Genomic DNA, 13,268 nt, shown 5'->3' with positions numbered 1-13,268 from the left:
CGTCCTCCCCGAGATCCATGACGGGTCGCGGTACGTCCGCGACCTCTGTCGGGAATGACGTTAGGACTCGCGAGAAGGCCGTCCCATGCCCGTACGTCCGCATTCCATACCCGATCGTCTCGCCGGAACCGATCAGGGCGTACGGTCGGTGCATGGATGTGCTGAGCGACGCCGTCGCGGTGATGCGCACCGGCCGGCCGCACTCGTCCCGTACGCGGCTGCGCCCGCCGTGGGGGGTCCGGTTCCGGCCGCAGGAGGGCGCCGGGTTCCACGTCATCCTGCAGGGCTCCTGCTGGCTGATCCCCGCGCGCGGCGAGCCCCTGGCCCTGGGCATCGGCGACGTGGTGTTCCTGCCGCGCGAGCTCGGCCACGGCCTCGCCGACTCACCGTCGCGGCCGCTGACCGACGTCCGCCTCACGTACGACGACCTCGCACGCGGCCGCGCCGCACTGCCCGTCGACGCGGACGCGGCGAACGCCCGGACCGAGATGCTGTGCGGGGCCTATCGCCTCGACCACTCCCGCGCCCACCCGCTGCTGACCGAACTGCCCGACGTCGTCCACCTGCCCGCCCGTGTCGGCCGGCATCCCGCACTACGCGGCGCGATCGAGCTGCTCGGCCACGAGCTGAGCACCCGGCCCCGGCCCGGTGGGGACGCCGCCCTGGCCGGCCTGCTCGACCTGCTCCTGCTGTACATGCTCCGCGCGTTCTACGAGGACCGGCCCGATCACGTGACCACCGGCTGGGGCGCCGCGCTCCGCGACCCCGCCGTCGCGGCCGCGCTGCGGGCCGTCCACGACGACCCGGCCCGGCCCTGGACGGTCGAGTCGCTGGCCGCTCAGGGCGGTCTGTCCAGAGCGGCCTTCGCCCGGCGTTTCACGAGCATGGTCGGCGCGCCGCCGCTGGGCTACCTCACGTGGTGGCGGATGACGATCGCGGCGAGACTGCTGCGGGAGACCGACCTTCCGCTGCGCGCGGTCGCCGAGCGCACCGGTTACACCTCGGAGTTCGCGTTCGCGCGGGCGTTCAAGCGCGAGTTCGCGACCGCGCCCGGGCGGTACCGCGCGGACGCGTCGTCCGCCCGCGCGGCACTCACGGGCTGAGCGTGCTCCGGCGCTTACGAGCTGAGCGTGCCGTGGCGCTCACGGGTTGAGGGCGCTGCGGGGCTCACGGGCTGAGCGTGCTGCGGCGCTTGCGGGAGACCTCCTGGCCGATCGCGAACAGCAGCCAGGTGAAGGCCGTCGCGTCGTCGACGATCCCGAACGGCAGGAACACATCCGGGATCAGGTCGATGGGCGAGAGGATGTAGATGACCACGGCGATCATCGCGATGATCTTGCCCTTGCTCGTCCGGTACACCCGGTCCTGCACCCGCGCCTGCACCCCGGCCCGGAGGCCACGGGCGGGAGAGCGCCGCCCGGCCGCCCGGGGACGGCGACGCAGCCGCAGGATGCCGAGGACGAGCAGGACGCCGCCGACGACCATCCCGGCGACGCCGAACGTGCGGACGTCGAAGGCCCTGATGTCACCACCGACGGCGAAGGTCAGAATCGCGCCGACGAAGAGGACGAGGGCGCCGAGCCAGGCCATTGCTCCTCCGAAGGGTCGGGGACACACCGAGTATGTCCCGCATTCGCCCGGCTATTCGCGCGGGCGCCGAACCAGGTAGGACGGACGGTCGGGGCGGACGGTTCCGGGCTCAGCGGACGCCGCGCGGTCGGAACTGGACGCTGATGCGCGGGCCGCAGGGCCGGGTCGTCTTCGGCACGGCGTGCTCCCAGGTGCGCTGGCAACTGCCGCCCATCACGATGAGGTCGCCGTGGCCGAGCTCGAACCGCAGGGCCTCGCCGCCGCCGCGCGGGCGCAGCGTCAGCGCGCGCGGCGCGCCGACCGAGACGATGGCCACCATCGTGTCCTGCGTGCTGCCGCGCCCGATCGTGTCGCCGTGCCAGGCGACGCTGTCGCGGCCGTCGCGGTAGAAGCACAGCCCGGCGGTGCGGAACGGCTCCCCGAGCTCGGCGGCGTAGTGCGCGTCGAGCGCCCGCTTCGCGTCGTCGAGCGCCGGGTCGGGCAGCGTCTCGCCCTCGTCGTAGAACTTCAGCAGACGGGGCACGTCGACGACCCGGTCGTACATGTGCCGGCGCTCGGCGTGCCACGGCACGGTGTCCTGGAGCCGTTCGAAGAGGGTGTCGGCGCCGGCGACCCAGCCCCGGCGCACGTCGATCCAGGCGCCGTGGTCGAGCGGCGTCCGGTGCACCGACGGACCGAGCGGGCGCAGTCCGATCTCGTCGTCGGAGTCCAGCAGCGACGCCTGAAAAGCGCGGGTCATAGCAGGAGTCTACGCATCGCCTTCAAACGCATGTTCGATCACGGCCCGGACGCGTCCGCCGGGGTCAGAGCTCCAGGCGCCAGTCGTTGCAGCGCATGAGGTGCCCTGGCGGGTACTCGAAGTCGCAGGCCCCCAGCAACGTGAAGCCGAGCTTGCGGCAGATCGCGTTGGACGCCGGGTGGTCGACGGACGGATACGCGTGCAGGAACCGGTGCCGGCGCTCCGCGCGGGCGCGCTCGACGACGAGCCGCCCGGCGGCGGTCGCCAGGCCCCGGCCGCTGAACTCGGGCAGGATGCTCCAGCCCGTCTCGTAGACGGTCTCGCCCCGCCACTCGCGCTCCCAGTAACCGATGTTGCCGACGGCCTCCTCTTCGGGAAGCGCGACGACGCGGAACATGGCCTCGGAGTCGTGGTCTCCCGGCTTCAGGTAACGCTGGTGCCGGGCGAGGATCTTCTCCTCGCTCTCCGGGCCGCCGAGATGCTCCATCATCTCGGGGGCGTTGATTCGCCGGAGCAGGTCGAGGTCGCCCTCGGCCCACGGCTCGATCCGAACGTTGGCGTCGGCCGGTGTCGTCACAGTTCTTCCTCTCGTGGAAGGTTCCGAAGCCGCCTCCGAACCGCGCCCAAGAGAGCATGGCGGCTCCGGAGGGTGGGCGGTGAGCCGTTCGGAGAGTATGCCCACACTAAACTAAGTTTGCCAAGGACAATCTCAGGAGGTTCCCCATGGACACCGACGCATCCGAGCCGCGCGGCGACCGTGGCTCCGAGCCGGCCTCCGCCGCGCGGCCGCGGATAGGAGACCGGCTGCGACGCGCCCGACGGCAACGGGATCTGACGATCGAGCGGCTCGCGCAGGAGACCGGACTGACCAAGGGCTTCCTGTCTCAGGTGGAACGCGACCGGGCCAACGTGTCGGTCGCCTCGCTCCTGCGGATCTGTGAGGTGCTCGGCGTCCGGGTGGGAGAGCTGTTCGACGAGGAGGAGACCGGGCTGGTGCCGGCCGACCGCAGGCCCGCGTTGCACTTCGGCGGCACCGGGGTGCGGGACTCCCTGCTCACCCCCCGGCCGAACCGCAGCATCCAGGTGCTCCACTCGACGGTGGCGCCGGGCGGCAACAGCGAGGAGGACGGGGATCCGCCTTATCGAACCCGGTCGGACGCGCAGTTCATCCATGTCACGCGGGGCTCGTTCGAGATCACCCTCGACGGCGAGGTCTTCCTGCTGCGGGCCGGGGACTCCCTGACCTTCACCGGCCGGGAGAAGAAGAGCTGGCGCAACCCGTCGGCGGACGAGGACGCCGAGCTGCTGTGGATGCTGACGCCCTCGCTGTTCTGACCGCCGCGGAACGCGACTCCGCCGAAGGAAGGACGCCCCTTCCCGCGCCCGGCGAGCAGGGTCAGGAGTCGAAGCCGGTGCCGCGCGACACCGGCTCCCACTCCCGCAGTTCCCGCTGGACGGCGCCGGCGTGCGCGACGAGCGCGTCCACCGCGTCGTTGCCCAGCGGCAGCCGCAGCGGCGTCCGCTCCGCGTTCAGCGCCGTCAGGATGGCGGCGGCGGCCTTGGCCGGGTCGCCGGGCTGCTTGCCGTCCGCTCCCTCCGCCATGGAGCGGGTCGGCCCCACCGTCTCGGCGTAGGCGTCCATGGCCGCGGACCGGTACAGCGCGCCGCCGAACAGACTCGTACGGAATGCGCCCGGCTCGACGATCAGCACCTTGATCCCGTACGGGGCGACCTCCTCGGCCAGCGCCTCGGACATGCCCTCCAGGGCGAACTTGGTCGCCGAGTACGCCCCGAATCCGGCGAACGACAACTGGCCGCCCATCGAGCTCAGCTGCACGATCGCGCCGGACCGCCGCTCGCGCATGTGCGGCAGCACCGCGCGGACCAGCGCCGCGGGCCCGAAGACGTGCACGTCCATCAGGTCACGGAACTCCCGGTCGGTCGTCTCCTCCACCGCGCCGATCTGGCTGCGTCCGGCGTTGTTGACCAGGACGTCGATCCGGCCGTACCAGAGCAGCACCTCCGCGACGACGGCGGAGATCCGCGTGGTGTCGGTGACGTCCAGGCGGACGGCGTTCACCCGGTCCGGGTGGGCGGCGACGAGGTCGTCCAGCGCCTCCGGTCTCCGGGCGGCGGCCACGACGGTGTCGCCGGCGGCCAGCGCCGCCTCGGCGATCGCCCGGCCGAACCCGGAGGAAGCCCCCGTGATCAACCACACCTTGCCGCTCGCCGCACGCGTGCTCTCAACGCTCATTTCAACTCTCTCCAGGTCAAGGGGATCGGCGTCCGCCGTACGGCGGATCGCCACGGTCAGGAATCGAAATCGGTGCCGCGCGACACGTGTTCCCAAGCGAGGAACTCCGCGCGGGCGGCATCGAGGGAGGCGGAGATCGCGTCCGCCGCGTCGTTGCCCAGCGTCAGCCGGAGCGGTGCCTTCTCCGCGTCGAGCGCGGCAAGGATGGCGGCGGCGGCCTTCGCGGGGTCGCCCGGCTGCGTGCCGTCCAAGGCGGCCTGCGCCTCGCGTACGGGGCCGAGGATGTCGGCGTACGCGGGAAGCTCGGCCGACTCCTGGAGCGTGCCACTGCCGGAGAAGGCGGTCCGGAACGCCCCAGGCTCGACGATCAGCACCTTGATGCCGAACGGCGCGACCTCCTGGGCGAGTGCCTCGGAGAACCCTTCGAGCGCGAACTTCGTCGCCGAGTAGGCGGGCACCCCGGCGAACGACATCCGGCCGCCCATCGAGCTCAGCTGCACGATCGCGCCGGACCGCCGCTCGCGCATGTGCGGCAGCACCGTCCGGACCAGCGCCGCGGGCCCGAAGAAGTGCAGGTCCATCAGATCGCGCAACTCGTCGTCCGTGGTCTCCTCGGCGGCGCCGACCAGGCCCCGTCCGGCGTTGTTGACCAGGACGTCGATCCGGCCGTACGACCGCGCCACCTCGGCGACGACGGCGGAGATCCGCGTGGTGTCGGTGACGTCCAGCCGGATGGCGTTCACCCGGTCCGGGTGGGCGGCGACGAGGTCGTCCAGCGCCTCCGGTCTCCGGGCGGCGGCCACGACGGTGTCGCCGGCGGCCAGCGCCGCCTCGGCGATCGCCCGGCCGAACCCGGAGGAAGCCCCCGTGATCAACCACACCCTGCCGCTCGCCGCACCCGTCTCAATGCTCATCTCATGAACTCCTGTCGAAGTGGGATGTCTCAGTTATGGCAGCGAGCCGGCCGGAGCGTCCAAGACAAAAGATCACTTGAGTCATAAAGGCGGCTTATGATCGCAGCGTGGAGCTGCGGCAGTTGCGGTACCTGGTGGCGATCGACGACGAGGGGAACCTCGGCCGCGCCGCCGCGCGGCTGTACGTCAGCCAGCCCGCGCTCTCGTACGCCCTCAAGAACCTGGAGGCGGAGTTCGGCGTGCGGCTGTTCGACCGGCACGCCGGCGGCGTCACCGCGACCGTCGCAGGACGCGACATCCTCGCCGAGGCTCGCTTGACACTCCAGCAGGCCGACCGCGTCACCGCCGCGGCCGAACGCCACCGCCGCAGCGCCACGGGCGTGCTGCGCGTGGGATTCGAGGCCAGCGGCGCGGGCGAGCTGACCACGCGCGCCCGCGCGGAGTTCGCTCGCCGTCACCCGGGCGTACGGGTCGAGCCCAAGCGATTCGACTGGGGCGAGGAGGCGGCCGCGCTGCGCGACGGCCGGGTGGACGTCGCCTTCGTGTGGCTGCCCGCCGACCTGACGGGCATGCACAGCGAGGTCGTGCACACCGACCAGCGGGTCGTCGGCCTGCCCGCCGGTCACCCGCTCGCCGAACGTACGGGGCTGTCGATCCTCGACGTCAAGGACGAACCCCTGATGTGGACCGAACGCGCGCCGCGCGCATGGGTCGACTGGTGGGCGGTGAACCCGCGGCCGGACGGTTCGGCCCCGCGCTGGGGCCCGACCAACGACAACGTCGAGGAGATGCTGGAACAGGTCGCCGAGGGAGCGGCGATCTGCTTCGCGCCCGCCGGCATGGCGCGGTACTCCGCCCGCCCCGACCTGGTCTGGGTGCCGCTCACCGACGTCGAGCCGCTCCGGGTCGCGCTGGCCTGGCCCACCGGCACGGACAACGCCTTGGCCGACGGCTTCGTCGATGTCGTACGCGAACTGGCCGCCCCGGGTTTGCGTTAGACCGCGCTCGAAGTCCTACCGTCGTCGACGTGCCGGCACGGAGCCGGCCGACCATGACGAAAGACCAGGGAGTTCACGATGACCCGCGAAGAGAAGTACGAGCACGGCCTGAACGTTCTGCGGCAGATCGACGGCGAGGCCGGGCAGAAGGTCGTCGACTCCCTCGCCGACATCTCGCCGGAGCTGGGCCACCAGGTCGTCGCCTGGGGATTCGGCGAGATCTACGCCCGCCCCGGCCTGGCGCCGCGCGACCGGCAGCTGGTCACCCTCGGTATGCTCACCGCCCTCGGCGGAGCGGAGCCGCAGCTCGAGGTGCACATCAACGCCGCGCTCAACGTCGGCCTGACCCCGCAGGAGATCGTCGAGGCGCTGCTGCACTCCGCCGGTTACTGCGGCTTCCCCCGCGCCCTGAACGCGACCTTCGTCGCCAAGAAGGTCTTCGCCGAACGCGGCCTGCTCCCCGTCGAGATGTGAGCACGCGGCAGCGCTCCGGTCCGGGCGCAACGGGGCGTCCACCAGACCCACGTCCCGTCCCCGGGCCGCGGAGCCGGTCGTCCGCAGAGCCGTGTCCGGCCCAGGGCCGTGAGTCGGCTGTCTGCGGGACCGTGTCCGGCCCCGGGGCGCGGACTCGGTCGTCCGCCGCGTCAGCGGTGGCGCAGCAACCGGGCGGGCAGGACCGCCGACCGCACGCCGCCCACTCGATGCGAGCCCGCCACGGCGGCCTTGGCGGTGGAGGCCGGCGTGGGCCTGGAGGGAGCGAACGCGGTCGCGACGGCCGCGGCGACGCACGCGAAGCCCACCACGGCGATCAGTATGGGCATCCTGCGGCGGTTCTTGGTCTGCACCGGGCCTCTCCCCGAGATCGGAGCGCACCGAGCGCTCGTGATCGTTGCCTCATGAATGGAGATGCTCCACAAGCCGCCGAAGTTGCCTCCAACCCCAACAATTCCGGCGAGCCGCGCCCCGGCGGCACGGCCCAGCAGGTCAGGGGTTCGCGCCGATCGCCGACGGCTGGTCGTGGGTGCTGGCTGGCGCGCAGAATGCTCGGTGAACGCGGTGCCGCATGCCCCGTCAGGGGCATGAACCGTGATATGTCGCGCGGCGGTGGGTGGGTTTTCCGAGGTTTCGCCCACCACCCAGCCGTGCCGTACCTGTGTGCGGCTGTGGGCGTGCGGAAGTCTCGGTGAATGCTTCGCGGCTGGGTCCGCAAAGACGGGCGAAGCGCGATAAACCGGGCGGCGGTGGGGTGGGCTATCCGAGAATCCTGCCCGGTCGCCACATCGTGTCGCCCGCCGCATCGCGGCGAAGGGATCGATCGCCCGCCGCCGTTCTGTGACGCCGCCTGCTGGCGTCCCGAGTTTCGGTTGCTATGGACATGTTGCCGTCGGCGTTGACAGGTTGGCGTCGATGTCGCCGGTCTGCCGTCTGAACGGTCGGCTTTGGTGCGGCAACAGCGGCGGCAACGTGCTGTACTGCCCGGTCCCTCGGGGCGTGCGAAGGCTCGGTGAGCGCAGCGTCTCGCGCTCGCCGACCGGGCCGGGGAAGCGCGATTCCGTCGCGCAAAGGCCGTCAGTACCGGATGCTGCGGGAAGGAGTGTTGAAGCTGAAGTCGTTTCCCGCCCAGCCGGCTTCCGCCTCGATTCGTCCGTGGGCGAGCGCGGGCACCGCCTTCGTGGAGAGCACGCCGCTGGTGGACACGTCGGCCTCGTTCTCGGCCACCTTCCAGCGGTCGGTCGGCGTGTCGGCGTAGGTGGCGACCCAGACGGTGGTGCCGTACGTCCCCCGATACTTCCCGTCCCTCTTCACCTCGGCCCATACGGTGTTGCATGAGGTGGACCTCATGACGATGAGGGTGCCGCCTCGTTCGCCCTTCGGCGCACCCATGTCACCGAAGACGGGGAACCTTCTCAGCACCGTGCCGTGGTACTTCCCGTGCTCTGCCGCGCAGGGCCGCGCGTTCCCGGCGGACGGCTGCGGCGTAGCGGTCGCGGGGAAGGGGGACGCCGTGCCGGTCCCGAAGGCGGTCGGCGCGTGGGCGGTCATCCTGGCAGCGGCGTCGACCGTGGCGGTCGGCGCTGAGCTGGAAGGCGCAAAGGCGGTCACGACGGCGGCGACACCGCCCGCGACGCCCACCGCGGCGATCAGTACACGCGACTTCCGTCGGCTCTTGCCCTGCATCTGACTCTCCCCGAGTTCGGCCGAGCGCGGCGAGCACTCGTGATCATCAACCTCACGAGAAGAGATGCTCGCCAGGCCACCGAAGTTGCTCGGAACGGGGACCTTCTCAAAAATCACACGTCGGCGTAGCCCACAGCGCAGGTCAGGAACCTGCGGTGCCGCGAACGCTTTGAGTCCCGGCCCATAAAGGCGGGCAAAGCGTGATGAAACAGGCGACGGTGAGCGGGGTCTTCGAGACTTTCGCCCACCACCCCAGTGGTGCCGTGCGCGTGCGTGCGGCCGGGGGTGATGGGGGCGCACAGAAAGTTCGGTCAATGCTTCGCGACCGGGCCAGCAAATGCGGACGAAGCATGGTCATTCGGGCGGCCGTAGGGAGGTTCTCCAAGACTTTTGCCCGCCGCACCACACCGCACCGAAGGCAGGAGGGGGCTTGCTCGGATCGGTCAGTCCCACCAGAGGACGACGGCCAGGCCTCGCACGGCCGTGTCGCGGTAGAAGGCGAGCAGGGCGGTGAAGTGCTCCTCGAGGTAGCGGCGGGGATGGCCCGACAGGAACTCGACGCTCCGGCCCATTCGCGTCAGCGCCTCCGCCGGGTCGGCGGGAAGCACGTCGAGCACGGCCCGTGGTTCGATCCGCCGCAGTTGAGCGGCGACCTCCGCGACGGCGTCCGGCACCAACGCGGTCACCGGATGACTCCAGATGGAATTGGGGAAGTCGCGGTATGCGGGATTGACCTCGTCGTCTCCGTCGACCGAACGGCGGAGCGCCGCGACCGTCGCGGCGTCGACCCCCGCGACCTCGCAGGACCGGAGGAGACCTTCCGGGGACCAGTCGAGGTCAAGGTGGTCCGACCGTGGTCGCAGGTCGAAGGAGCACAGCAGGTTCAGCGTCTCGACCGACGCCCGGCAGGCGTCGAGCTCGGCCCCGGAGACCCGGGCGAGCTGCTGAGTTATGGCCACGCCCGGCAGTCTCTCCAGCGCAGGGCACGGTCGCGAACGATTTTCCGAACGCGAACGTCCGGCTGGGATGCGACCGCGAACGGTCTTCCGGTCACGACCGCCCGCGAGCGACTCCGCCGGCCACGGCCACCCGCGAACGAGCGATCGCCGATCGCCCGCTACGAGGTACCGCTAGCCACGCCCGGCGCGGGCCGCGTCGCCTTGGCGACCGGCAGCACCGCGACCTCGACGCAGGCTCCACCGTTGTCGCCGCTGCGGTTCGCTTTGCGCCAGAGCGCCACTTGGACGCAGTTGCCGCCGTCGTCGCCGCTGTGGGTAGATGTGCGCCAATCGAGGGTGGTGGTCAGCTCCATCGTTCCTTCACCGTCCGCGTGATCAGCTCGAGGGACTGGTCGACCGGCAGCGCCCGCGACCGGATCGACTCGAACCGCTTGGTCAGCCTCGCCAGGTCCGCTGGCTCGCCCGTCGTGATCCCGCGCGCCGCCGTCTCAACGTACGCCACCTCCCGTCGGTCGTCGACCGTGGCGAGCACGAACGACCCGTTGACGCCGCGGTGCAGCCCGCAGGGGAGGATCTGCACGCTGATTCGCTCGGAGACGGCCGCGACCAGGTGTTGGAGCTGCTCGCGCATCACCTCCGGGCCGCCGACCTCGCGCCAGAGCACGGATTCGTCGAGCACGCAGGCGAGGTAGGGCGGCTCGGGCTCGGTGCGCTGGAGGATCTCCTGGCGCGCGAGCCGGGCACGCACCTGATGCTCGTCGCCGTGGAGCAGCGCCCGCGCGTACGCCTCCGTTTGGAGTAGGCCGTACACCAGGGCGAGCTCGAAGCTGCGCAGCAGGTCGGCGGCGGACTCGTGGACCGGCCAGTCGAACCAGGGCGGGTGGACGCTGCGCTTGAGGAGGCCGTCCCAGAGGCGCAGCAGGATGCCGCTGCCGTCGAGGACCTCGTCCATCCGCTCGGCGAACTTTCGGAGCGGCATGTCCTCGGCGCGCTCGACCGCGCCGATGTGGGAGCCGCTGTAGTTGGCCTTCGTGCCGGCCTGGTCCTGGGACAGGCCGGCGCGCTCGCGCAGGAAGCGCAGCTCGGCGCCGAAGAGGGCGAGGGGAGACGCGGACGGGTCGAGGGGGCTCGGTCGGCGCGGCATGGGGGACCTCCGTTGGCAGGTGTTCGCAACCGGCCGGGGCCGATTAGCCGAGATGTAACGGAGTGTAGAGCGAGTCATTACCGAATGTGAGGTCGGTTGGCCAGGCTGTGGAAAGGAATTTCGACAGACGGACGGCGAGGTGAGCATGGTGACAGCGATCGGCGGCGTCGATCCGAAGGTCGTACCGGCCGGCGGGTGCGCCGCCTGGCCTCTTCCGCCGGGCCCCACCGGGGCGGGCTTCGCGCGCGGCGTGCTGAAGGCGGTGTTCGGCGAGCTGCGCATGCCCGCCGTCACGACGTACGACGCCGCCGTCGCGCTCTCCGAGCTGGCGACCAACGTCCACGTCCACGCGTACGGCGGCGCGATCCCGGCCTACCTGCCGATCGCCGGGCTGCCGGAGCTGTGGGCGTACGTGCGATGGCGCGCGAAGCCGGAGGCCGTGTTCGCGGTCTACGACTCGGCGCCGTGGCGCGGGCCGGTCCCGGACGGGCGGCTGCGGCCGCCGCCGTACGCCGAGGGTGGGCGCGGCTTCGAGGTGGTGGACGCGCTGACCGCGGAGTACGGCGGCGAGTGGGGCATGTACCGGACGCGGTCGCGGCTGGGCGCCGGGCCGGTTCCGGGAAAGGCGGTGTACTTCACCGTGCCCGTACCGGCCGGGCTCGTCACGCCAGGCGAGAGCACCGCGCGGCGGACGGCGGAGGAGATCCACGCCCTGCTCGCCGCCCGGGGCCTCGGTCCCCTGCAACTGGCCATCGGCTACGGCATGGCCGTCATCTGCGTCCGCGCCGGGATGCACGTCTGGGTGCGCGACGGGTCGATCTCCTACCGCGCCCCCGGTCTCGGCGTCGTGCGCCACTCGCCGTACGACCGCGTCGAGGTGGTGGAACGGATCGTCCGCCACTGCGCCGAACTCGACACCGCCACGGACTGTCGTCGCTCTTGACACTTCGCCGCCGTGACCGGAGCCGGCCGCCGGCTTCAGGGTCCTGAGCAGGCGCGGCAGCCGACGGTTACGGCTGCTCAGAGGCTTGCCGACGAACGCGTCGTCTGGACAGTGAAGAGAGCGCGGTGACTCCACCCGGTGCCGATCCGGGAAAGGCGTCGCCGGCCACGCGTAGTGCAAGAACCTGCGCGATTACACAAAAAAGGAAATCATCATGAAACCCGAAAACGGGAAAGAAGCGTCGGGCCGCTCTGGCGGCCGATGGCGACTGTTATTCGGATGGCTGATTCACCACCCGCGCCGGGCGGTGCGGTGGTTGCTCGGCCTCGCCGGCCGGTCGGTCTGGCTGACGGCCGGATCCGCGTTCATCGGAGCGTCGATCGCCGCCCGGGTGTCGGGCGCGGTCCTGCAGCCGCTGACGGCCGGGCACCAACTGACGGCTCTGCAGGCCAACACCCTCCTCTGCCTGTTCGCCCTGCCGATGTACGGCCTCGGGCTGGTGGCGGGGCGGCGACGGCTGACCGAGCCGAAACTGCGCGACGCCGTGCCGGACACCAAGCGGCGGGATCAGACCTTCTCCTGGGTCCTGGGCGCCGTTCGAAGGTTCCCCTTGGTGCACGCGGCTCTGTTTCGGATGGTCGAGACGGAGAAGCGGCATCGGTGGGTGCTGACGATCCTGCCCTACCTGGCGACCGCCTTCGGCGGCGCCGTTCTGTCGCAGTTCATCGCTGCGCGGATGCCGCTGGCGACCGGGGTGGCGATCGTGACCCTCGGCCCGACCACCATGGCGATCGCGCTCGCGTGGAAGGGCGGTGACAAGGGACTCCCGCTGTTCCTGCCGCTGGTGTCGGCGGCGGGAGCGATGATGTTCATCCCCTGGGGAGAGCACGTCGATATCGCCGGTGTGCTGGCCGCCGTGGCCGGCGCGGTGGTGTCCGCCACGGGGGTGAAGACCGGGAAATCGGTGTCGAACGCGGGAGTCCTGGTGAAGACCATGGCCCTGTCGTACGCGGTCGATCTGGTCATCGGAGCTCATTCTCTCCTCATGGTCCACTGGACCTGGCGGATCGTCCTGTGGGGGATCGTCTCCGGCGTTCTCTGCGTCGGCGGCAATCTCCTGTACTGGATCTCCCAGGTGCAGTTGCACTGTCCGGAGAGGCTGGCGGCGGCCGTGGGGTCGACCGGGCCGGCGCTGGGCGCTCTGGTGGGGTTCGTCGTCCTGGGCCAGGCCCAGGGGCCGGTGGGCCTCGCCGGGATCTGCATGGCCCTGGTCGGTTTCTTCCTGAACGCGACCCTGACCGGCTCGGAGGACGAGCGGGCCAACGAGGAGGAGAACCATCACACCAGGCGCGCGGCCCGGATGGCGAACGCGCGCAGCGGGGTGCCGAACACGGGTCCGGGCCGAAAGCGGCGGCCCGGACCCGTGGAGAAGGAACGTCCTGGTCGGCCGGGGCGGAGGCGAATGAGGCGGACGTCGGCGCGGAGGGACTAGCCGCCGCGTGCGCGGCCTGACAGTGACGGCCCTGGGGTGACCCGGGGCCGTTCGTCC

At 71.3% G+C, this 13,268-nt stretch carries 16 protein-coding genes; 6 read left to right on the top strand and 10 right to left on the bottom strand.

Annotated features, from left to right (window positions below; translation table 11 throughout):
* Positions 1-152: 152 nt before the first annotated feature.
* Positions 153-1,103 (top strand): AraC family transcriptional regulator, encoded by a 951-nt coding sequence (locus ABD978_RS17320; RefSeq protein ID WP_345354779.1) that lies wholly within the window; start codon positions 153-155, stop codon positions 1,101-1,103.
* Between the two features lie 64 nt (positions 1,104-1,167).
* Here the strand turns inward: ABD978_RS17320 and ABD978_RS17315 are convergent, their stop codons facing one another.
* From ABD978_RS17315 to ABD978_RS17305, 3 genes are all read right to left on the bottom strand, one after another.
* Positions 1,168-1,590 carry a YkvA family protein gene (locus tag ABD978_RS17315; RefSeq protein WP_345354777.1) on the bottom strand — a complete coding sequence of 141 codons (423 nt, stop codon included), beginning with the start codon at positions 1,588-1,590 and terminating at the stop codon, positions 1,168-1,170.
* A 109-nt stretch (positions 1,591-1,699) separates the two neighbouring features.
* Positions 1,700-2,329, bottom strand: coding sequence for an alpha-ketoglutarate-dependent dioxygenase AlkB (locus ABD978_RS17310; protein ID WP_345354775.1), 630 nt, complete (start codon positions 2,327-2,329; stop codon positions 1,700-1,702).
* 64 nt (positions 2,330-2,393) lie between these two features.
* Positions 2,394-2,906: a GNAT family N-acetyltransferase gene (locus tag ABD978_RS17305; RefSeq protein WP_345354773.1), complete on the bottom strand. Its 513-nt coding sequence runs from the start codon at positions 2,904-2,906 to the stop codon at positions 2,394-2,396.
* Between the two features lie 146 nt (positions 2,907-3,052).
* On the opposite strand from ABD978_RS17305, the gene ABD978_RS17300 reads away from it, so the two are divergent.
* Complete coding sequence (locus ABD978_RS17300) at positions 3,053-3,664, top strand: helix-turn-helix domain-containing protein (RefSeq protein ID WP_345354771.1); 612 nt, start codon at positions 3,053-3,055, stop codon at positions 3,662-3,664.
* Between the two features lie 61 nt (positions 3,665-3,725).
* Here ABD978_RS17300 and ABD978_RS17295 read toward each other — a convergent pair whose 3' ends face one another.
* Positions 3,726-4,583, bottom strand: a complete 858-nt coding sequence (locus tag ABD978_RS17295) for an oxidoreductase (protein WP_345354769.1) — start codon at positions 4,581-4,583, stop codon at positions 3,726-3,728.
* Between the two features lie 56 nt (positions 4,584-4,639).
* Positions 4,640-5,497, bottom strand: a complete 858-nt coding sequence (locus tag ABD978_RS17290) for an oxidoreductase (RefSeq protein ID WP_345354767.1) — start codon at positions 5,495-5,497, stop codon at positions 4,640-4,642.
* A gap of 107 nt (positions 5,498-5,604) precedes the next feature.
* On the opposite strand from ABD978_RS17290, the gene ABD978_RS17285 reads away from it, so the two are divergent.
* Complete coding sequence (locus ABD978_RS17285) at positions 5,605-6,495, top strand: LysR family transcriptional regulator (protein ID WP_345354765.1); 891 nt, start codon at positions 5,605-5,607, stop codon at positions 6,493-6,495.
* A gap of 78 nt (positions 6,496-6,573) precedes the next feature.
* Complete coding sequence (locus ABD978_RS17280; RefSeq protein WP_345354763.1) at positions 6,574-6,969, top strand: carboxymuconolactone decarboxylase family protein; 396 nt, start codon at positions 6,574-6,576, stop codon at positions 6,967-6,969.
* A 170-nt stretch (positions 6,970-7,139) separates the two neighbouring features.
* Here the strand turns inward: ABD978_RS17280 and ABD978_RS17275 are convergent, their stop codons facing one another.
* From ABD978_RS17275 to ABD978_RS17255, 5 genes are all read right to left on the bottom strand, one after another.
* Complete coding sequence (locus ABD978_RS17275; protein WP_345354761.1) at positions 7,140-7,340, bottom strand: hypothetical protein; 201 nt, start codon at positions 7,338-7,340, stop codon at positions 7,140-7,142.
* 724 nt (positions 7,341-8,064) lie between these two features.
* Positions 8,065-8,673 (bottom strand): hypothetical protein, encoded by a 609-nt coding sequence (locus ABD978_RS17270; protein WP_345354759.1) that lies wholly within the window; start codon positions 8,671-8,673, stop codon positions 8,065-8,067.
* Between the two features lie 443 nt (positions 8,674-9,116).
* Positions 9,117-9,632, bottom strand: coding sequence for a hypothetical protein (locus tag ABD978_RS17265; RefSeq protein WP_345354757.1), 516 nt, complete (start codon positions 9,630-9,632; stop codon positions 9,117-9,119).
* Between the two features lie 158 nt (positions 9,633-9,790).
* Positions 9,791-9,985 carry a DUF397 domain-containing protein gene (locus ABD978_RS17260; protein ID WP_345354755.1) on the bottom strand — a complete coding sequence of 65 codons (195 nt, stop codon included), beginning with the start codon at positions 9,983-9,985 and terminating at the stop codon, positions 9,791-9,793.
* Positions 9,976-10,776 carry a helix-turn-helix domain-containing protein gene (locus tag ABD978_RS17255; RefSeq protein ID WP_345354753.1) on the bottom strand — a complete coding sequence of 267 codons (801 nt, stop codon included), beginning with the start codon at positions 10,774-10,776 and terminating at the stop codon, positions 9,976-9,978. The genes ABD978_RS17260 and ABD978_RS17255 overlap by 10 nt, the downstream gene beginning before the upstream one ends.
* Positions 10,777-10,921: 145 nt before the next feature.
* On the opposite strand from ABD978_RS17255, the gene ABD978_RS17250 reads away from it, so the two are divergent.
* Both ABD978_RS17250 and ABD978_RS17245 read left to right on the top strand, forming a co-directional pair.
* Positions 10,922-11,719: an ATP-binding protein gene (locus tag ABD978_RS17250; protein WP_345355932.1), complete on the top strand. Its 798-nt coding sequence runs from the start codon at positions 10,922-10,924 to the stop codon at positions 11,717-11,719.
* A gap of 316 nt (positions 11,720-12,035) precedes the next feature.
* On the top strand, positions 12,036-13,211 hold the full coding sequence (locus ABD978_RS17245; protein ID WP_345354751.1) for a DMT family transporter: 1,176 nt from the start codon (positions 12,036-12,038) through the stop codon (positions 13,209-13,211).
* The last annotated feature ends 57 nt before the right edge of the window (positions 13,212-13,268 follow it).

This window comes from Actinoallomurus liliacearum (assembly GCF_039542035.1).
Classification (GTDB): domain Bacteria; phylum Actinomycetota; class Actinomycetes; order Streptosporangiales; family Streptosporangiaceae; genus Actinoallomurus; species Actinoallomurus liliacearum.
Note: the sequence above shows the minus strand (reverse complement) of the source record. Positions and strands in the feature narration are given on the sequence as shown.

Excerpts from the sequence above, each read along its gene's own strand:
- ABD978_RS17290 (WP_345354767.1), bottom strand. The coding sequence starts at position 5,497 with ATGAGCATTGAGACGGGTGCGGCGAGCGGCAGGGTGTGGTTGATCACG.
- ABD978_RS17320 (WP_345354779.1), top strand. The coding sequence starts at position 153 with ATGGATGTGCTGAGCGACGCCGTCGCGGTGATGCGCACCGGCCGGCCG.
- ABD978_RS17260 (WP_345354755.1), bottom strand. The coding sequence starts at position 9,985 with ATGGAGCTGACCACCACCCTCGATTGGCGCACATCTACCCACAGCGGC.
- ABD978_RS17310 (WP_345354775.1), bottom strand. The coding sequence starts at position 2,329 with ATGACCCGCGCTTTTCAGGCGTCGCTGCTGGACTCCGACGACGAGATC.
- ABD978_RS17300 (WP_345354771.1), top strand. The coding sequence starts at position 3,053 with ATGGACACCGACGCATCCGAGCCGCGCGGCGACCGTGGCTCCGAGCCG.
- ABD978_RS17315 (WP_345354777.1), bottom strand. The coding sequence starts at position 1,590 with ATGGCCTGGCTCGGCGCCCTCGTCCTCTTCGTCGGCGCGATTCTGACC.
- ABD978_RS17270 (WP_345354759.1), bottom strand. The coding sequence starts at position 8,673 with ATGCAGGGCAAGAGCCGACGGAAGTCGCGTGTACTGATCGCCGCGGTG.
- ABD978_RS17255 (WP_345354753.1), bottom strand. The coding sequence starts at position 10,776 with ATGCCGCGCCGACCGAGCCCCCTCGACCCGTCCGCGTCTCCCCTCGCC.
- ABD978_RS17295 (WP_345354769.1), bottom strand. The coding sequence starts at position 4,583 with ATGAGCGTTGAGAGCACGCGTGCGGCGAGCGGCAAGGTGTGGTTGATC.
- ABD978_RS17280 (WP_345354763.1), top strand. The coding sequence starts at position 6,574 with ATGACCCGCGAAGAGAAGTACGAGCACGGCCTGAACGTTCTGCGGCAG.
- ABD978_RS17250 (WP_345355932.1), top strand. The coding sequence starts at position 10,922 with ATGGTGACAGCGATCGGCGGCGTCGATCCGAAGGTCGTACCGGCCGGC.